We start from the raw sequence: 19,609 nt of genomic DNA, 5'->3' as shown, positions 1-19,609 counted from the left end.
TTCTAATATTCTCTGAAAGTTGTAACGGTCATGGTTTGATTATGCAGCTCGCACAGCGAATTGCGGTCGAATGGCGCCAGCTCCCCGTAGGAGTAAAATCCGGTGATAACGGGGCTGTCCAGCACATCGGATACGCATTCAACCTCTTCTTCCACCATTTGTTTAAGCACAAGTTTCCTGCCCACACAACTTACCAGAATGGCAAAATCCGGGCTGTTTTTGAGTCCTTCCGAAGCAGCCTGCGCAGCTTCTTCGGCGCCGTTAATGAGCCTGTCATTATTTGCTTTCATCAAGCGGACAAATGATCCCTCGGGAATGTCACCTGCGAAAGTGAGGCTTTTTTCATCTTCATTTATGCCAAGAATCGTCCGCACAACAGGAGCGCGGTCTTCACTATCCCGCATGCTGAGTGGGAAAAGCAGCCCTGAAGCGGGCAGTTCTTTGGCCTTGTCGCCAAGGAATGATTTATAGAGATCCAGCGCCGGCTCGCCGTCAATTTCAAACAATATATTTTCTTTGGATTTCGTCACAAGCCTGTCAAGCCCGAAGCTGTCCCAGCCGCCACGCGACCCAAAACCGATCGTAAGGTTTTCACCATAAAATCCGATCGCAGCCACCGTTTCGCTGGCGATTTTTCCGTCCGGCTCAATGATCACGGTCCTGGTAAACTGCGATCCGTCACCTGCAAGTCCGCCTGTGAGCGAAACTTCGGAACCAAGCCCTTCGGCCATGCCTTTTACGAGATCTGTGCCGTTCACTTTAAGTCCGTCGGAAACTACAAAAACGTGTTTCAGGCCTTCTTTTGGCAATTGGGAAACCAGTTTCTTTCCAGCTTCGATGCTGCTGAACTGGATGTCTTCCAAGGCAACTTTTGAACTTTTTACGGTTGTATCATCAAACCGGATGCCGGTGATAATGATGGTGTTGTCTTTCACAGAGACGTTTGAGATTTCGCCGGCTGTGGAGCAGCCGGAAAATAAAGACTCAGGATAAAGCGCTGCCAATTCGGCAATTACACTGCTTTTTTCAAGAAGTTCTCGGTTTCCAAAGACAAAAAATAATTGAGGAATAAACGGAAATGTAATGTTAGAAGCGTCATTGGTATACACCAATTGTTTGATTTCCATAAATGATTGATCGGGCTCATGAATTTGATCAACAATTTACAGAAAACTTTTGACAGACGAATTAATTTTACATGTAACCAAAAAATATATAATAGTAAGATTCGCTATGATAGCGACGGGAACGAAATTCCCTTGATTTTTCTGAATAATTCTACGGCATACAAATCCGTCATTCCTGACACAAAGTCCAAAACCGTCTGAATTTTGGCATAATCATCTGTTTTGGAGGTGATAAATTGTTTTGGGATCAGATCAACTAATTTTCGTGTGTAGTGAGAATTATTATTAAGGTATGCGGGAACAAATTCTTCCAGTAAACCACCCATCACTTTATAACCGGCCACTTCGATCTGGACAACGGAAGAATAATTGTAGATTTTATTAACTGAAATCTTCACAATATCCTTCATCACAGATCGGTAAGGCTCAGGAATTGCGTCAATCAGGCCGGAGTTGAAGTCGCCATTGAGAATGGCTTCCTGCTCATTATAAAACAGTTCTGAACATTGGAAAATTAATGTGCTGATGGATTTCGCCCTTAATAAACTGATTTTGGCGTCTTCATCATCAATTTCCGTCAATCTCGCGGGCATATTAGGGTCATTGCAAAGTCGTAACAACAATGTTTCGACTTCGCTATAAGACAATATTTTCAATCGGTGCGCATCTTCGAGATCGATAATGTTGTAACAAATATCGTCCGCCGCCTCGACCAGGTAAACCAGCGGATGGCGCTTATAAACCAGCGGAGAATCCGTAACCATATCCAATTCGAGATCTGCTGCAATCTTTTGAAAACCAGCCTGCTCAGATTGAAAAAACCCATATTTTTTGGTGTAAATTTTTGATTTATTATGTCCCGCAATCGACTCGCAGGGATATTTCGCAATGGCCGCAAGCGTGGAGTAGGTGAGTGCAAAACTTCCGTAGCCCTTGCCCGCATAAGGGTGCGTGAGAATGCGAAATGCATTAGCATTCCCTTCAAAATGCGTCAGATCGGCCCATTGCGATTCGGTGACCTTGTCCCGATATCTCAAACCTGCATCATCGGTAAAGTAATGTGAGATTGCGGCCTCGCCTGAGTGTCCAAATGCAGGATTGCCCAGATCGTGCGCCAGGCACGCGGCTGAAACAATGTTCCCAATCTCACTGATCAGCGGTAATTGGTCGTCAATATTGGGATCTTCCTTTTTAAGCTTGTTATAAAAAATCCTTCCCAAAGATTTTCCCACACTGGCAACTTCCAGGCTGTGTGTGAGCCGGTTATGTACGAATACGCTTCCTGGAAGCGGAAAAACCTGCGTCTTGTTTTGGAGTCTTCTAAATGGAGAGGAGAAAATTAACCGGTCGTAATCGCGCTGGAACTCTGATCGTGCCTCAGCCGGATCGGCATTATATTTGTCTTCACTGCCCCACCGTTTTGCTGAAAGTAATTTCTCCCACTTCATTATTTAAGAATTTAATTGCCGGCAAAACTAATCCCTTTCCATTAATTAAGGAATAACAGGCATCTCATTCGCGATGGCTGGCCATTCATCATTGGTAGTTTCGAAGATCGTTGAGCTTTTGATTTAAACATCTATGAATAGGAAATTTCAAATTGGATATATATGAAAAAGGTAATGTTGCTAACTGCATTTTTGGTCAATATCCTCATTTTCAGCACTTCTCAGGCTGCTGAAACCATTGTAATAGAAAACGTCGTAAAGGATGAAAAACTGGCCAAACAAATGTCGGTAGCAGCCGCCACATTCCTGAAATCACTTTCGGCAGAACAACTGGAAGAAACCAAACTCCCGTACGATGATCCCGCACGTTTCGACTGGAATTTCACACCACGGAAACGGAAGGGAATCACGTTCAAAACCATGAGCGCGGCTCAGCGAAAAGTGGCTATGGATATGATCAGGCTGGTTTTGAGCCAGGAGGGTTACACCAAAGCAGAACAGATCATTGATCTGGAAAATGTGCTAAGGGTTGTTGAAACGCGGCCTGCCAACGACACTTACCGCGATCCTGAAAACTTTGCTTTTCTGGTTTTCGGAGAGCCGGGTGGCGATCCATGGGGTTGGCGGGTTGAGGGGCATCATTTGTCGCTGCATTTTTCATCTATCAAAGGGCAAATCACTTATACCCCGAGTTTTATGGGCAGTAATCCGGGTAATGTTATGGCAGATGTTCCGCAGAAAGGTTTGCGGATTTTGAAGAATGAAGAGGATTTCGCATTTGAATTATTGCAATCACTGAATGAAAAACAACTGGAAAAGGCCGTCATAGGAAGTGCTGCGCCCAACGAAATGTTCACGGCCAATTCCAGAAAAGCATTATTGGAGCAAATGCAAGGCATTCCAATGGCCGAATTGACCGCATCACAAAAGGCGGTCTTCAAAAAGCTGATTATGTCGTATTTGCAGCGGTACCACGTGACTTTGAAAAATCAGCAATGGTCGGAACTGGAAAAAAGTGGCCTTGAAAGAATACATTTCGCCTGGATGGGTGACCAAAAAAACGTCATCGGATCAGGTCACGGCCATTACTACCGCATTCACGGCCCCACCTTCCTCATCGAATTCGACAACACCCAAAACGGCGGAAACCACATTCATTCTGTTGTAAGGGATATGGTTAATGATTTCGGGGAGGATATGTTACGCAGGCATTACGAGAAGGCGCATTGAGCTCGTTTTGCCCCTAAATCCCCTGAAGGGGACTTGTTCCTGCTTGTAAGTAACATGTCACTACTTTTACAACATGATCTCCCCTTTAGGGGCCGGGGGCAGGAGCAAACCGCATACCAGCAAACGCAACATTCACTACTTTTACAACATGATCTCCCCTTTTGGGGGCCGGGAGCAGGAGCAAACCCCATACCAGCAACGCAACATTCGCTACTTTTACAACACGCTCTCCCCTTTAGGGGCCGGGGGTACAAGCACAATGAAAACATTTACACACACTATAAATTTCACACCTATGATGCACTATGGTGCCTCTCCGTTACTTTTCGAAAGGGCTAAGCAATTGAGAGAGAATGAAACCAGAGCTGAAAAATTGCTATGGGCCAGACTTCGCAACAAACAACTCGGCGCCAAATTCCGAAGACAGCACCCACTTCACTTCTTTATTGTCGACTTCTATTGTCATGAATTGAAACTTGTGATTGAATTAGATGGCGGAATCCATTTCAAGGAAGAAAACCAGGAATATGACAGAATGCGGACAGAACTAATAGCTGAGTTTGAGATTAGGGTTATCCGCTTTCGAAATGAAGAAATTTACTCTGAAATCGAAATTGTAATTGACTTAATCAATAAGTTTATTGCTAATTCAATTTCGCAATGACCCTCACACCACACCGTTATTTCATCATTAACAAGCCGCCGAACATGGTTTCACAGTTTGTGAGTCCGGATGATGTGGGTTTGTTGGGGGATTTGGATTTTGATTTTCCAGAAGGGATACACGCTATCGGACGGTTGGATGGGCATTCTGAAGGGCTTTTGATCCTTACTACTAATAAAAAAGTTACCAATTTGCTATTTCAGGGCGAGGTTCCGCATAAGCGGACTTACTGGGTGAATGTGGGGCATCATGTGCGTGAGGAAACGCTCCATAAGCTCAGAACGGGCATTGGGATACAAATAAAAGGCGGCATCGAATATGTAACGTCGCCATGTGAAGTCGAAATTATTCCGAGGCCGGAAACATTGCCGCCGCATCCAAGTGAAAGTTGGAAAGGAGTGCCGAACACGTGGCTGAAAATAACATTAACAGAAGGAAAATATCACCAGATCCGCAAAATGGTGCGAACCGCCGGTCATCGCTGCAAACGACTCATCCGCACAAGCATAGAGGACCTCGAATTAGGCGACCTGGTTGCCGGTGGTGTAAAAGAGATTGAAGAGAACGAATTTTTTAGGTTATTGAAGATTGATAATTGGAAATAACTAAAACCATCTCGAAATGAACCTAATAGGAAACATTATCTGGCTTATTTTTGGCGGATTTATCGTCTTTCTGGAATATATGATTGTCGGTTTTGCGCTCTGTCTGACCATTATCGGTATCCCATTTGGCGTGCAATGTTTCAAAATCGGACTACTTACACTGTTTCCTTTCGGGCAGCAGGTTCGTGAGGTTCCAGGCAATACGGGTTGTTTGTCCACTATTTTTAACATTATCTGGATTGTTCTTGGCGGGATCTGGATCGCAATCACGCACCTTGTTTTTGGTGTAATCCTCGCCATCACCATCATTGGGCTGCCGTTTGCGCGGCAACATTTCAAACTAATGAGTTTGTCTTTCACGCCTTTTGGCAAAGAAATTTACTAGTCGTTGTTTCATTTGACAGTAAAAACATGAAAGCCATTGTAATCTCGCAGCCCGGCGGCCCGGAAGTGCTTCGCGTTGAAGAGCGACAAGCACCACAACCAGCTGATAATGAAGTTTTAATCAAAATTTATGCAGCCGGGATCAACCGCCCGGACGTTTTCCAGCGAAAAGGAAATTATCCGCCACCTGCCTGGGCGCCGCAAGATATTCCAGGGCTGGAAGTTGCCGGAATTATTGAGCAGGTTGGGGTTAATGTTGCCGACTGGAAGAAAGGCGATGCCGTCTGTGCATTGCTGGTGGGCGGCGGTTACGCAGAATACGCCGTTGCGCAGGCCGGACATTGTCTGCCCGTTCCCAATGGCTTTAATTTCGTACAGGCGGCATCTTTACCCGAAACAGTCTTCACCGTTTGGCATAATGCATTTCAACGTGGTTGTTTGAAAAAAGGAGAAAATTTCCTTGTTCATGGCGGGACAAGCGGGATAGGGATCACGGCCATTCAGCTTGCCAGTACACTTGGGGCGAAGGTTTTCACAACAGCAGGTTCAGAAGAAAAATGTAGGGCTTGCTTGGCATTAGGGGCGGAAATTTGTATCAATTACAAAACAGAAAGCTTTGAAGAAAAGCTTAAAGGGGAGGGAGTAGACGTCATTCTGGATATGGTAGGAGGTGACTATATTCCAAAAAATATCAGGTTATTAAGAGAAGACGGCAGGCTTGTTTTTATCAATACCATGAAAGGCAGTAAGCTCGAAGGCACCGAAATGGACTTTGGAGCAATCATGAAAAAACGTCTGTCGATCACTGGAAGCACATTGCGTAACAGAAATAATGAATTCAAAACGGCGCTTGCGAAAGAAATTCTTGTGAATGTCTGGCCAATAATCCAATCCGGAAAATTTAAAACCGTGATAGCAGCTGAGTTTCCCTTACATGAAGCATCCAAAGCACATGCATTGATGGAAACGAGCGACCATATCGGGAAGATTATTTTGGTTAATGATTGGGAGTCGTAACCCAGTTGTCGCTCAGTTTTTTGTTTAAAATATCCGAAATCTGTTTTGCCTGCGCGTAAACCATTAAATGGCCTGCGCCGTCGATCGTAACATCCGGTTTTACCAGTTTGATGGAAATCAGCTTGTCATTCGTCCCGTGAATGTGATAAAGGTTTTCTACTTTGTCTTTCCTTTTCCAGCTTCCCATTTTTACCAAAGCCCATTTCATGAATTTACTGTCAGTATCATGTAAAACCGATTTTAACAACGATTTCAATTCGGGTGTGTCGGCGCCAAAAAACTTGTAAGTGACTGAATTAGTAGATTTTAAAACGGGGCCCGCAAAAGGGCTCAGCAATAAAAATTTAGTTAATCCCTGGTAAAATCTGGAAATGGGGACGCCCGTTGGTGTACTCGAAATGATCACGACCTGCTCAGGATGAATTATCTCCGCAAGCTCGGAAGCGACAATGCCCCCAAACGAAAGGCCCACCAGCTGGAAAGGCCGGGTTGTATCGATTTGAGCAACCAGTCTGCCCGCATAGTCTGCAATGCTTTCCTTTTTTAATGGTTTAATCCAATCTATATAATGGACCGCAAAACGGTCGTCCAGTTCTAATTTGCTAAAAACACGCTTATCTGCGCCTAATCCACTCAAAAAATACAGGTTCATCTTATCGGGGTCGGGCGTTGATGATCGTTCGTGTGTAGTCGCCGTTCCAGCCGATAAAGTATGATCATTCTCCAGATTTGATGCAAACGCTTTTTCCAACGGTCGGTTAGAACCATTTAACGTAGATTGACCGAAAATTTCGGCGCAGCGAACCGTCAGATAAATGGTCAGGCAAATGCAGGAAATGTGGATATTCGGAAGCATAATAATGTAAGAAAGCTATTCGAATATACGGGCTGGCCGGGAATAAAGATTGCCTATTTTGCAAAATTGAATCTCAAACCTGCCATCGCCCAACGCCCCGGCATTTTAGAGCCCAGCAAGTCGCTGTACTGAACGTCAAATGCGTTGTCGGCCTGCACAAATACGGCCAGACTGCGATTGAGGAAAGCATATTCGGCCCTGGCATTGAGTAAAAAATAATCTTTTGAAATGTTCGCCTCAATGGCCGACGCTTCTCTCGCTGCCCGCTTTTTATACAACCCGTTTAGGCTGATTGAAAAACCGGAAACCTGGTAAATCGCAGAAAAGTTTCCCAGGAACTTGGCGTGGGAAGAAACATAAAAAGAAGGTTGCGCGTTACTGCTCTCACTTTTTAGCCACGTTAATCCAGCATTGAAAATCAACTTTTGATTGGTAGAAAGTGAGTTAACCGTTTGTAAATCAAGCTCAAATCCGGTTGTGTTCACTTCGGCAATGTTCAGTGCCAAGCCAAATGTCCCCGTGGGAGAAAGGTTCTCTTTACGCGGCATTTGCGCATAAGGCGTTGAAACGTAGTCGATCAGATCATTTTGCAATCTTTGGAAGAATGTGCCTGAAACTTTGAACTGATTTGTGCTGCTGTTGGTCAAAAACCAGTCGGCCCCGGCTTCGTAACTGAATGATTTTTCGGCCTTCAATGCTGGATTACCTACATTTCCGCCTGTTACCAATGCTTTTTGATAATTGTTAAACCTTTCGGTGAAATCGGCGTCCCGGATGGTTTTCCCGGCGCTCCCGCGCAGTTGCCAATTGTCCTTTTTGTAGGATAAATTAATCTGCGGCACCACTTCTGAGCCAATGCTTTCACGCCAATCCAATCTTACAGAAGGTGTTACAGTGAAATTGGGGCCAATATTTTGTACCAAGGAAACAAATGGCGCGAGCTGGCTCAGGGAATGGTCGCCGCGGTCATTGGATGCAATGTTCCTGTTTTGATAATTAAGTCCGGCAATCAGGTTCGTGCTTTGTGTGAATGTTTGTTGCCAGGTCAGTAAGCCTTGCCATAGTTGTGATTTGCTATTATTAGCAATTGAATGTGGATTGAATAAATATTGGTCTCGTACAAATTTATAGCCTCCATCAAGCGTAATGGCCGTTTTGTCTTTTTTATAACCTATTTTAATTTGATTCCAGGATGTTTTTACCTTTTCACTCGCCGTGTCGGATTTCAAGGCCGTGTAAAAGTTTTGGGCAGCGAAATCACGGTGGTCGTAGGAACTTCTGACAGCCACATTAAGGCTTGGAGAAAGCGCATAGTTGAGAGAAACGGACGCTGTGTTGTTATGAAAATATCCCTTAATGCCGCGCTGCTGAACCCCGGAAGCATTATTGGATAAAAAACCTGCTGAAACCGCCAGCTTATCTTTTTGTACAAACGCGCCCACATTGACATTTTTCAAACCATATTCACCGGCTGTCAATGCTGCATTAACGCTCGTTTTTTGGGTTTCTTCCACATTTTCCGCCTCACTCCCCGATTGTAATCTTGCAGCAAAGGTTTTGGAAATGACATGAATTACACCTCCTACGGCATCAGAACCATAAATAGCCGAAGAAGCGCCTTTTAAAACTTCAATACGCTCGATTTCAGAAGGGGAAATGGGGATATATGCATTAAAATGGCCTGTATTGGGATCATTCAGCCTTAGCCCATCCAGAATAATGAGCACTTGCTGGAATGTTCCGCCGCGCAGCACAATGTCACTTTGCGAGCCCATTGGCCCGCGCGCCTGGATTTCCACGCCTGGCACATAGCGGAGCAGATCATCAATGCTGTGCACGGGCAGGTTCTGAAAATATTCACCTTTAATGACGGCAATGTTCCGGCCGGTTTGAGAAGCACGTTTTTCAATAAGAGAAGAAGTGACAGTAACAGGATCAAGCGAAATATCCTGCGCAAAAAGAGGATTTGACAGAGCAAACAAACTAAAAAGTCCAAGACTTGTAGAAGCAAAAATTGCCGGGTTTTTCAAAACCCGGATCAGAAGAGAAAGGCAAGTTGTCATCATGGCGTGGATATCAGAATCAAATTATTTTCGACAAACTTACTATCTTGCCGGACTGTTAATATGCTCCGGTTTTAAGTTTATGAGTAGTCCGGTTGAAATTCCATTCCAAAGTATAGTGACCATTGACCGGCAAAATAGTACGCCGGTTTACCTGCAAATATCGCGGCAGATGATCAATGCGATCCAGCGTGGTGTGTTGTATACGGGTGCGAGGTTACCAGGAACCCGCTCGCTTGCGGAAATTTTGGAGGTGCACAGAAAAACGGTGGTTGCGGCTTATAATGAGCTCGATGCGCAAGGCTGGATCGAACTCAGGCCGAACAAAGGAACATTTGTCACCCAAAAATCACCTGCAAATTCAGCGAATCCGTTGCCTTTCAACGCTGATTATCTTATCAAATATCCTCAGAAAGCAGGATTTGCATTTGAGGAAAGCATGCTTTTGGACCGACCAGTGTCTGTTTCAAAAGCGGAGTTGGAATTCACCGACGGCCTTCCCGACGTGCGGCTGGCCCCTATGGACAAGCTGGCAAAAGCATATTCCAGCGTTTTGAGAAGGAATAACAACCGCAAATTGCTCAGCTATTCGCATGTGGAAGGTAATGCTTTTTTTAGAGCAAAACTCGCTGACTATCTGAACAATACGCGTGGTTTGCACATTGGAAAAGAGAACATTATCACCACGCGCGGCATTCAAATGGGCATTTATCTGGCCTCGATGCTGCTCCTCAAAAAGGGCGATAATGTGGTTGTCGGTAACCTGAGTTACTATGTTGCAAACATGATTTTTCAGCAGGCCGGAGCCAACATAATCTCTGTCCCGGTGGACGAGCAGGGCATTTCTGTGGAGGCTGTGCGGAAATTGTGCGAAACGAAACGAATCCGGATGCTGTACATTACGCCGCACCATCATTATCCAACCACCGTCACGCTGAGTGCGGAGCGGCGCATGGAATTGCTCAATCTTTCAGTGCAATACGGCTTCATTATTCTGGAAGACGATCACGATTACGATTTTCATTACAACAGCAGTCCGGTTTTACCGCTGGCAAGCGCTGATCCGGCCGGAATGGTGGTTTACATTGGCTCATTTTGCAAAGCGCTTGCACCCGGCTTGCGTTCCGGCTATATTGTTGCGCCGCAAAATCTGATCACCGAACTCGGGAAATTCCGCCGGATCATCGACAGGCAGGGCGATCTGATGATGGAACAGGCCCTGGGCGAACTGTTGGATGAAGGTGAAATTCAGCGGCATATTAAGAAAGCGCAAAAAGTTTATCACCAGCGCCGCGATCTTTTGGATACATTGCTGCGTACGCATTTTGACGAATATCTGAATTTCAAAACACCTCCCGGCGGGCTGGCGATCTGGACGGAGTGGCGAAAAGACATCAATCTGATGCGGCTCAGCAAAACGTGTTTGAAGCAAAACCTGCACTTACCGCAAACATTGCTCTTCCAAACCGGCCAGCTCAGCGCTATGCGGCTTGGATTCGGAAACCTGGACGAAGGAGAAATCAGGACAGCGGTTGAAATCCTGAATTATTCAATTAATTTGTGATTTAATCATATCCTTCTGGTTTTCACCTTGCTTTCTTTCCCAAACTATGAATAAGAGAACCTTTATTAAACTTTCATCTGCATTAATGACAGCTCCATTATTTTCACCATTAACTGGCTGGGCAAAAGCCGATAAACTGAAAAACTGGGCCGGAAACCTGGAATACAGCACAGAGCGTCTTGATCAGGCGAAGACTTTGGGACAAGTTCAGGAGCTTGTAAAGAAATATCCCAAACTGAAAGTGCTCGGAACGCGGCATTGCTTCAATAACATTGCGGATACGAAGGACCAGTTTATTTCATTGGTGAATGCGGAGGAACACATTGTTTTGGACGATAAAAACAAAACGGTGACTGTCAATTCCGGGATGAAATATGGTCAATTGAGTCCGTATTTGCATAAAAAGGGATTTGCGCTGCATAACCTCGCGTCGTTGCCGCACATCTCAGTTGCCGGCGCTTGCGCGACTGCAACCCATGGTTCGGGGGATAAAAATGGAAACCTTGCTACGGCAGTTTCGGCTATGGAAATCGTGACTGCTGGTGGCGACGTGGTGCAATTGAGCCGTAAAAATGATGGTGAAAAATTCAATGCCGCAGTTGTTAACCTCGGCGCTTTGGGTGTGGTTACAAAGGTTACGCTGGACGTGCAGCCGACATTTATGATGGGGCAATTTGTTTACGAGAATCTGCCTTTGGATCAACTGAAAGATAATTTTGAGAAAATAGAGTCGAGCGGATATAGCGTCAGTTTATTCACAAATTGGCAAAGTAAGGACATTACGGAGGTTTGGGTTAAGCAGAAAATAGAAGACGGGAGACCTTTGAAAGCTGAAAAAGAATTCTTTGGCGCGAAACTCGCCACCAAAAATCTCCACCCGATCCCTGAACTTTCTGCTGAAAACTGCACAGAACAAATGGGCGTTTCGGGACCCTGGTACGAGCGTATGCCGCACTTTAAAATGGGTTTTACGCCCAGCAGCGGCGTTGAGCTGCAATCGGAATTTTTTGTGCCGAGAAAAAACGCTGTGGATGCAATTATGGCCATTTCGAAACTGGGAAGCCAGGTTGGTCCGCATTTGCTTACTTCTGAAATACGGACTATTGCAGCGGACGATTTTTGGATGAGCCCTTGTTACAAGCAGGATTCTGTGGCCATTCACTTTACCTGGAAACAGGAATGGGATGCAGTAAGCAAGCTGCTGCCGATCATTGAGCGCGAACTGGCACCTTATGAAGTGCGCCCGCACTGGGGAAAACTGTTTTCGGTCTCTCCGGACCTGCTTGCAAAGCGTTATGTCAAAATGGAAGAATTCATAACATTGGCTATTGAAATGGACCCGAAAGGCAAATTCAGAAATGACTTCCTCAACCTCAATATTTTCCGGGTTTGAAAAATTATTAAGTGGTTTCGTGAATGATTACAGCCCTTTATTTTGTTGCTAAATAGTCCGCTATGAATATTTTATGCTGACTAACATTCGTTTTGTAAGCGTGGATTAACACATTGTAAACCAAGTAAAATAATGGCAGCAAAATTAAAGGAACTTCCGGACGCAGGACAACCTGCGGCAGCCCGCGAAATCACATCAGATAAGATTACGGAATTATATATGCACGATTGCCTTGAACACAACAAAAAGCCCGAGTCGGTTTATTTGTTCTGCAAGCGGCACGGCATTATTGAAAGGGAATTTTACAAGCATTTCTCTTCGATTGAAGCAATAGAAAAAAGCGTTTTTGTGAGTTTTCACAAGCTTGCCGTTGAGCTTATGGAGCAAAGCGGCGATATGCCCTCGCTTGGGTTCAGGGACAAGCTTTTGACCTACTACTTTACTATTTTTGAGATACTTACGGCCAACAGGAGTTATGTGGTCTTTGACCTGAAAAGTGAGAAAAACCGGCTGGCCGGATTGATGAAATTGAAGGATTTCAGAAACCAGTTCAAAACATTTGTCAGCGAGATCAGCGAAGGCTATCTCAAATCGAAAAGTGAGCGGATCCGCAAAGCGCAGCAGGAGGCATTGGAAGAAGGCGCGTGGATCCAGTTTATGGTAACGCTCAAATTCTGGCTGGATGACGAGTCCATCGGCTTTGAAAAAACAGATCTTTTCATCGAAAAATCAATCCGTGCAACGTTTGATCTCATTGATATTACGCCCCTAGAAAGTGTGATCGATTTTGGTAAATTTCTCATTAAAGAAAAGTTGAAGTAAGGAATGGAAACAATTGACAGCATACCTACTTCGAAAATTCAGCGTGCAACCAGATTGATTTCGACCGGTGTAAAAATCGGAGGTAATTATTTAAAATATTATGGTGAGAAGATCACCAATCCCGAGTCGGCGCGGGATAACTTGAATACCAACAACGCTGAGGATATTTACGACGGGCTTAAAAACCTGAAAGGCAGCGCTTTAAAAGTGGCGCAAATGCTGAGTATGGAGAAAAACTTCCTTCCGCAGGCGTACGTAGAGAAGTTTTCATTGTCCCAATTCTCCGTTCCGCCGTTGTCGGCCCCGCTGGTTGTGAAGACATTCAGAAAATATTTTGGCAAATCCCCATTGGATCTTTTCGATTCTTTCGACGCTAACGCAATCAATGCCGCCAGCATTGGTCAAGTGCATAAGGCGACGAAAGATGGAAAAGATCTGGCCGTCAAAATCCAGTATCCGGGTGTTGCGGAAAGCATTTCGTCCGACCTGGCGATGGTGAAACCGATTGCCATGAGCATGTTCAACATTCAGGCGAAGGATTCGGATAAGTATTTCAAGGAGGTGGAAACCAAGCTTAACGAAGAGACCAATTATTACCTTGAAATAGCACAAAGCACGGAAATCGCTGAGGCTTGTGCCCATATTCCAAACTTGCGTTTCCCGAAATATTATCCTGAGTTATCTTGCGAAAGGGTCATTTCCATGGATTGGATGACAGGCAGGCACTTGTCTGAATTTGCAAAAACCAATACGGATCAGCATTTAGCCAATAAGATCGGGCAGGCACTCTGGGATTTTTATATGTTCCAGGTTCATCAATTAAGAAAAGTGCATGCCGATCCGCATCCGGGTAACTTCCTGGTTGATGATGCCGAAAATCTTATCGCCATTGATTTCGGCTGCATTAAGGAAATTCCGGAGTCATTTTACACGCCTTATTTCGAGTTGGCGGAGCCAGAAAAACTGAATGACCCGGAAATTTTCTATTCGAGAATGGAAGCATTGGAAATTCTTTCAAGCAAGGATACGCCGCAGGAAACGGTTTATTTTTCCAAGCTATTCAAAGAGATCCTTTCGTTGTTAACGCAGCCTTTCCAATCCGAAACTTTCGATTTTTCGGATGAAGCATTCTTTGGAAAACTGGCAGCGCTGGGCGAGAAGTATGCCAATGATAAGGAGCTTCGGAAGATGAATGTGAACCGCGGATCCAAACACTTCATTTATATCAACCGTACGTTCTTCGGACTTTTCAGCTTATTGCACGATTTGAAAGCAACCGTTGAAACAAAGCAGTTTGTAGTGTAATTGATTGATTGTCAAATTATGTTGACCGGAGAAGATCTAAGCATCTTCGCCGGTTTTCTTTTTGAATTTCCGCTTGTTAACAAGCCTGAACAGATTATTATTGGCTTGTTCCGGTGTTTGGTCACCCAGTAAAATTCCCCAGGGTTTGACCCCGTCAATCCGGTCGAAAACCACTTTCATCATTGCAATAGCCGGGATGGAAAGGAACATTCCCGACAAACCTGCCAGCGCACCGCCCACCAACACGCCAACGATCGAAACCAGTGCATTGATCTTCACTTTGGAACCCACAATGAGCGGCACAAGCAAATTATTATCGACAAATTGAACCGCGATAAATACACCTACAACGCCAAGCAATGTATGCGCATCGGGATGGCTGATGAACGTCACCATAACGGCCAAAGCTGTGGCCACAAGCCCGCCAATGTAAGGGATAAGGTTAAGAATGGCGGCCATAATGCCCAAAAGCATGGCATATTGCACATTCAAAAGCAGCAATCCCACTGAGTTCAGAACCGCCACGGCAGTTGTTTCCAAGAGCAAACCCACCATATAGCTTTGAATAATGGATTTTATTTCGCCAAGCACTTCCAACACACGTGGTTTGTGTTCTTCCGCAAACAATACGACCATGAAATGCAGCAGCATTGTGCGATAATATAGCAGCAGAAATGCATATATAGGGATCAGGATCAATGTTCCCAGAGGGCCGGTAACGACGCCGAGCGTTTCAGCGCCCTGGAAATTTTCGAGCGTTTTGTCTTGGGCGTTTTTAAGATATTCGGCCTGTTTACTATAACTGACGCTATATTCCTGCCGTATCCATCGCCGTGCATCCCGGTAAAATTCATTGATGTTTCGTTTTAGCTTGGGCCATTCATCGGAGAAGTCGGAAAGCTGCATAGAAAGCAGGATCGCGACGCCAGAAACAAGCACCACGGTCAGCAACACCGCTAATGTGATCGCCAAAATCTTGTGCATCCCCATCCGCGTAAGCCAAGCCTCCACCGGCCTTAGCAAAACCGCTATCAACCCGGCCATCGCCAAAGGGACGATAATGTCTTGCCCCAGGTAAATTGCGAGCATTACCAGGCCAATGGCCAGGAGGGAATAGGCGAGTTTTTGGTGGAAGGGGGCTGGGGTGGTCAAGGTCTGAATGTTTAGCGATCTAATATAATGTAAAATAGATTGTTCTGGTTAAATCATTAACCAAGCCGCTTCCGCATAAACACGCTATGCCCGATTTCCTGGTTTTGATCGTGTTTTTCTGAATTTGAATAGCCGAGTTTGTGATACATGGCAATGGCTTCTGGTTGTCGGTTGCCTGTTTCCAGGACGGCTTCCAGGAAGCCAAGCTCCCTGGCCCAATTTTCTAATTCCTTGACCATAGCGGACGCCGTGCCCTTGCCTCTCCATGCCGGGTCCACGAACATGCGTTTTAATTCGATTGTTTTTTCGTCGTAAACTTTAAAGCAACCGCAGCCAATTGCCACATTATTTGCGAAGGCGAGAATCACGGTAGGAAGATTGGTGATGCGGTTATATTCTTCGTAATCCGCTTTTTTCGTATTATATAAAAAGCAAAGCTCATCGTCCAGAAGGTCGGTTAAGCGTTTGAAATCTGGATTTTCGCTGTTTGTTCGGATCATTGCGTATCGGGGAATGGATTGCGAAATTAGATTATAAGCAGCTTATTGTTTGTCGAGTTTGCTTAAAAAGTCATTGGCGTGCTGCAAATGTGCTTGTTGCTTTGTTTCTTCCATGTTGTCAAATGTCCTGATCAACATGCCTAGCCTGGGGTTTTTCAAGAAAAAGTTACGGTTTTTGTCCATGAATCGCCAAAACAGTCCGTCCCAGGTTTGCTGCCAGTCGCCTTTTGGGAAATCGCTCATTTTCATGAGATAATTGCTGCTGCTGATGTAGGGTTTGGTTGCCATGAGGCCGCCGTCTGCAAACTGGCTCATGCCGTAAACATTGGGCACCATTACCCAATCGTAAGCATCGATAAAAAGCTCCATGAACCAGCGATAAACGTCATCCGGATCGAATTCGCATAATAGCATGAAGTTTCCGATGACCATTAAGCGCTCGATATGATGGCAGTAACCAATGTCCAGCACCTTCTTGATGACGATATCAACAGGCTCAATGCCTGTTGTCCCAGTCCAAAACGACTTGGGGATTTTTCGTGTAAATCCCCAGTAATTTCGCGTCCGCTCTTTGCTGCCCTTGTACTCATAAACACCATGTATGAACTCCCGCCAGCCAATAATTTGACGGATAAAACCTTCCACTGAATTGAGCGGGATATCATGTTCTCGGGCATATTTCAATGCTGCGTTAATGACTTTTTTCGGCATCAGCAAACCTGTATTAAGCATAGGCGTTAATACGCTGTGATGGAGAAAATGTTCTGAAATGACCATCGCATCCTCGTATTTGCCAAATTCTTCAAAGCGTTTTGTCATGAACTGATCCAGCCAGGCATCGCTTTCCTCAAAGGTTATCGGGAACTGGACTTCGACCGGAATGTTTCCATAATTGGTCGGGTAATGTTTCTCAACGTAAATTTTTGCTTTGCTATAATGTTCATTTACAGCTGGAAAGCGAATTACAGGAGGTTTTTTTTTTTTTGGAAATTTTAAGCGGTTTTCCGTATCGAAACTCCATTTTCCTCCTTCCGGTTCACCGGCTTCGTCAACAAGGATTTTGTATTTTTTGCGCTGTACCGTATAAAAATCTGCCTGAAAATATCTTTTCTTGTTCAAAAAATACATTTCCAAGTCTTCTTTTGAATTCACAAACATCGGCGTTTCGAACTCGATAAGCTCGATTTGAGCCTTTTTCGCCGTCGTTGCCAGTCGCTTTTGAAGCCAGTTGTCTGTTACATCCACATAGAAAATCTCCTGGACTCTTTTATTTCTCAACATAGGAACCAGCTTCCTGACATCTGCGAGCGCATCCTGTGCCTCAATGTAATGCACATTCATTTTCTGGCTTTCCAAATGTGCTTTGTACGCTTGCATGGAAGCCCGGTGAAAAAGTAACTTATGCTTGTGAAATGAAAACTGGTTGAAAAACAAATCTTCTTCTACCAGAAACACGTCTCTTTCGGGAGCGAGCGCAGGATGTTTCTCAAATAATTGATGCGGAAAAATTAACGTAATTGACTTCATTTGTCTCTCCATTGTCGATTCATTTCGGCTTACTCCATTACTAAAATCATGCGAATCCATTTATCATTATTTTTCGCCTTTGTTGTTTCCATCGGTTTCTGCGCCGCACAGGGCGGTTTCCGCGTTGTGCCGTTGGGCGTGAGGGGAGGCGGGGACGATGGGAATTTGTCGGCCTACATGGTTGCGCCTGCCAATTCGAATGCATTTGTTTGTCTGGATGGAGGAACTGTAACAAATGGGATTGCAAAAGCAGTGGCAAATAAGGTTTTCCCTGTCCCGGCAGATGTTGTTTTAAGAAAATATATCAAAGCTTACCTGATCTCTCACCCGCATATGGACCATCTCTCGGGCATGGTTATCAATTCCGTTGAGGACACTGCAAAGAATATTTATGGGACGGAATATTGCATTGAGACATTAAAAAGCCACTATTTCAATTGGGAAAGCTGGCCCAACCTAACGAACGAAGGGGCCAGCCCGGCTTTGAAAAAGTACAGTTACAAAATGCTCGGCGAGGATCAGGAGGTGAACATTGACCAGACTGAAATGTCGGTTAAGATATTTAAACTGAGCCATTCCAATCCATATGAAAGCACCGCTTTCCTGATCAAAAAAGGGGGAAGTTATCTTTTATATTTTGGTGATACGGGTCCGGATGAAGTGGAGAAATCTGATAAGATGGCGACGGTTTGGAAAGCAGTTGCGCCACTGGTTAAGTCGAAGCAACTTGCGGGAATATTTTTGGAGGTTTCCTATCCTAATAAGCAGCTCGACAGACAGTTATACGGTCATTTGACGCCGAAATGGTTCATGAAAGAGCTCAATGTGCTGGCTGGATTATCGGGCGTAGGAAGTTTGAAAGGGTTGAGTGTTGTCGTTACACATATGAAACCAACCGGGGATAATGAGTCCGCAATCAAGGCGGAACTGGCTGGTGATAATGCGCTGGGATTAAATCTTATTTACCCGGAACAAGGCAAATCATTTGAATTGAAATAACAACTTCCGGCTCGAAAGTCACATTCGCCCCGGAAGTTGACAACATTATTTTTTAGCAGGAACAGGTGTAGGTTGTGCGGGCACTTTCAGCTCCATTCCCAGCTTCTCATTAAATTTCTCAATCAGGTAAGCAGAAAGCAGTGGCGACGCTTCTTCGTGGTTTTGGTGGACGAAAAAGTAAACATTTTCAATCCCTTCTTCCACCCACAGTTTCAGTCTTTCAAACCAATCGTCCAGTCTGGTGTAGTCAGAATCCACATTTGCACCATTATAGCGAACGAATGCAGTCGGTGTCGTCAACCGCATGTGCAGCAAGTCGCGGCGACCGGCTGAGTCTGTGACGATGTGGGTAATGTTGTTTTTTTCTAAAACTTTATAGAGTTCTTCGCTGTCAAACGAACCATCGTACCAGCCTGTGTGTCGAAGTTCCAATGCAAGCGGAAAGCCGGATGGCCATTCTTCCAGATATCCTTTTAACGCATCCCAGTTTTTCGGACCAAAATTATCTGGCATTTGCAGGAAGAGCATTCCCAGTTTTTCCTGCAAATGCGCAATGCCGTCCAGATACACTTCTGTCGGCTCTTTTGCGTCTTTCAAGCGTTTCCAGTGGCTTATTCCCTGGTGCAATTTTGGAAAAAACCGGAATTCCGCCGGTGTTTTGTTATACCAGCTTTCGATCGTTTCAACAGGGAAGTTGTTATAAAAAGTGGCATTCAATTCAATGCTGTTGAACTGTGTTGCATAATAACCCAGCTCATCTTTTGTTCCTTTGGGATAAAAACTTTTGAGGTCCGCCTTGTTCCATTTAGCACAACCAATGTAAATATTCGGCTTGCCTTTTTTAGCGTCGTTTAACAATTTCTTGTTTGCAGCAGCATCATCAGGCAATTTAAAATCAACGTCGTCTGGATTATCAACTTTTCCGAATTTCATGGTCCGATGTCTAAAATGAT

At 44.8% G+C, this 19,609-nt stretch carries 18 protein-coding genes; 10 read left to right on the top strand and 8 right to left on the bottom strand.

The window, feature by feature from the left end; all coding sequences use genetic code 11:
• Positions 1-2 precede the first annotated feature (2 nt).
• Together B5X68_RS25735 and B5X68_RS25730 are read right to left on the bottom strand one after the other, a co-directional pair.
• Positions 3-1,127: an FIST signal transduction protein gene (locus B5X68_RS25735; RefSeq protein WP_082217644.1), complete on the bottom strand. Its 1,125-nt coding sequence runs from the start codon at positions 1,125-1,127 to the stop codon at positions 3-5.
• A gap of 104 nt (positions 1,128-1,231) precedes the next feature.
• Positions 1,232-2,575: a deoxyguanosinetriphosphate triphosphohydrolase gene (locus B5X68_RS25730; protein WP_170916726.1), complete on the bottom strand. Its 1,344-nt coding sequence runs from the start codon at positions 2,573-2,575 to the stop codon at positions 1,232-1,234.
• Between the two features lie 162 nt (positions 2,576-2,737).
• On the opposite strand from B5X68_RS25730, the gene B5X68_RS25725 reads away from it, so the two are divergent.
• The 5 genes from B5X68_RS25725 (at position 2,738) to B5X68_RS25705 (ending at position 6,475) form a co-directional block, all read left to right on the top strand.
• A complete protein-coding gene (locus tag B5X68_RS25725; RefSeq protein ID WP_229208567.1) occupies positions 2,738-3,805 on the top strand; it encodes a DUF3500 domain-containing protein in 1,068 nt (355 codons plus the stop codon).
• Positions 3,806-3,878: 73 nt separating this feature from the next.
• A complete protein-coding gene (locus B5X68_RS29305) occupies positions 3,879-4,469 on the top strand; it encodes an endonuclease domain-containing protein (protein ID WP_229208566.1) in 591 nt (196 codons plus the stop codon).
• Positions 4,466-5,074 (top strand): pseudouridine synthase, encoded by a 609-nt coding sequence (locus tag B5X68_RS25715; RefSeq protein ID WP_082217642.1) that lies wholly within the window; start codon positions 4,466-4,468, stop codon positions 5,072-5,074. Before B5X68_RS29305 ends, B5X68_RS25715 begins: the two co-directional genes overlap by 4 nt.
• Positions 5,075-5,090: 16 nt before the next feature.
• Entirely contained in the window at positions 5,091-5,459 is a 369-nt protein-coding gene (locus B5X68_RS25710; protein WP_082217641.1) for a YccF domain-containing protein, read from the top strand.
• 26 nt (positions 5,460-5,485) lie between these two features.
• Positions 5,486-6,475 (top strand): NAD(P)H-quinone oxidoreductase, encoded by a 990-nt coding sequence (locus B5X68_RS25705; RefSeq protein ID WP_082217640.1) that lies wholly within the window; start codon positions 5,486-5,488, stop codon positions 6,473-6,475.
• Here B5X68_RS25705 and B5X68_RS25700 read toward each other — a convergent pair.
• Positions 6,456-7,331, bottom strand: a complete 876-nt coding sequence (locus tag B5X68_RS25700; RefSeq protein ID WP_082217639.1) for an alpha/beta fold hydrolase — start codon at positions 7,329-7,331, stop codon at positions 6,456-6,458. The two genes, B5X68_RS25705 and B5X68_RS25700, sit on opposite strands and share 20 nt — an antisense overlap.
• 53 nt (positions 7,332-7,384) lie before the next feature.
• Positions 7,385-9,397 (bottom strand): TonB-dependent receptor plug domain-containing protein, encoded by a 2,013-nt coding sequence (locus B5X68_RS25695; RefSeq protein WP_229208565.1) that lies wholly within the window; start codon positions 9,395-9,397, stop codon positions 7,385-7,387.
• Positions 9,398-9,476: 79 nt separating this feature from the next.
• Between B5X68_RS25695 and pdxR the strand changes: the two genes are divergently transcribed.
• The 4 genes from pdxR (at position 9,477) to B5X68_RS25675 (ending at position 14,478) form a co-directional block, all read left to right on the top strand.
• Positions 9,477-10,958 carry a MocR-like pyridoxine biosynthesis transcription factor PdxR gene (gene pdxR, locus B5X68_RS25690; RefSeq protein WP_082217637.1) on the top strand — a complete coding sequence of 494 codons (1,482 nt, stop codon included), beginning with the start codon at positions 9,477-9,479 and terminating at the stop codon, positions 10,956-10,958.
• Between the two features lie 46 nt (positions 10,959-11,004).
• Complete coding sequence (locus B5X68_RS25685; RefSeq protein ID WP_082217636.1) at positions 11,005-12,351, top strand: D-arabinono-1,4-lactone oxidase; 1,347 nt, start codon at positions 11,005-11,007, stop codon at positions 12,349-12,351.
• A 132-nt stretch (positions 12,352-12,483) separates the two neighbouring features.
• Positions 12,484-13,173, top strand: coding sequence for a TetR family transcriptional regulator C-terminal domain-containing protein (locus B5X68_RS25680; protein ID WP_082217635.1), 690 nt, complete (start codon positions 12,484-12,486; stop codon positions 13,171-13,173).
• A 3-nt stretch (positions 13,174-13,176) separates the two neighbouring features.
• A complete protein-coding gene (locus B5X68_RS25675; RefSeq protein WP_082217634.1) occupies positions 13,177-14,478 on the top strand; it encodes an ABC1 kinase family protein in 1,302 nt (433 codons plus the stop codon).
• A gap of 36 nt (positions 14,479-14,514) precedes the next feature.
• Here the strand turns inward: B5X68_RS25675 and B5X68_RS25670 are convergent, their stop codons facing one another.
• From B5X68_RS25670 to B5X68_RS25660, 3 genes are all read right to left on the bottom strand, one after another.
• On the bottom strand, positions 14,515-15,567 hold the full coding sequence (locus B5X68_RS25670) for an AI-2E family transporter (protein WP_082217633.1): 1,053 nt from the start codon (positions 15,565-15,567) through the stop codon (positions 14,515-14,517).
• 119 nt (positions 15,568-15,686) lie between these two features.
• Positions 15,687-16,130, bottom strand: a complete 444-nt coding sequence (locus B5X68_RS25665; protein ID WP_082217632.1) for a GNAT family N-acetyltransferase — start codon at positions 16,128-16,130, stop codon at positions 15,687-15,689.
• A gap of 42 nt (positions 16,131-16,172) precedes the next feature.
• On the bottom strand, positions 16,173-17,657 hold the full coding sequence (locus B5X68_RS25660; protein WP_082217717.1) for a cryptochrome/photolyase family protein: 1,485 nt from the start codon (positions 17,655-17,657) through the stop codon (positions 16,173-16,175).
• A 48-nt stretch (positions 17,658-17,705) separates the two neighbouring features.
• Between B5X68_RS25660 and B5X68_RS25655 the strand changes: the two genes are divergently transcribed.
• Positions 17,706-18,656, top strand: a complete 951-nt coding sequence (locus B5X68_RS25655; protein WP_082217631.1) for an MBL fold metallo-hydrolase — start codon at positions 17,706-17,708, stop codon at positions 18,654-18,656.
• A 45-nt stretch (positions 18,657-18,701) separates the two neighbouring features.
• On the opposite strand, the gene B5X68_RS25650 is transcribed toward B5X68_RS25655, so the two are convergent.
• Positions 18,702-19,589, bottom strand: coding sequence for a DUF72 domain-containing protein (locus B5X68_RS25650; RefSeq protein ID WP_082217630.1), 888 nt, complete (start codon positions 19,587-19,589; stop codon positions 18,702-18,704).
• Positions 19,590-19,609: the final 20 nt, after the last annotated feature.

Source organism: Dyadobacter psychrophilus (assembly GCF_900167945.1).
GTDB lineage: Bacteria > Bacteroidota > Bacteroidia > Cytophagales > Spirosomataceae > Dyadobacter > Dyadobacter psychrophilus.
This window is presented reverse-complemented; position numbering and strand designations above follow the sequence as displayed.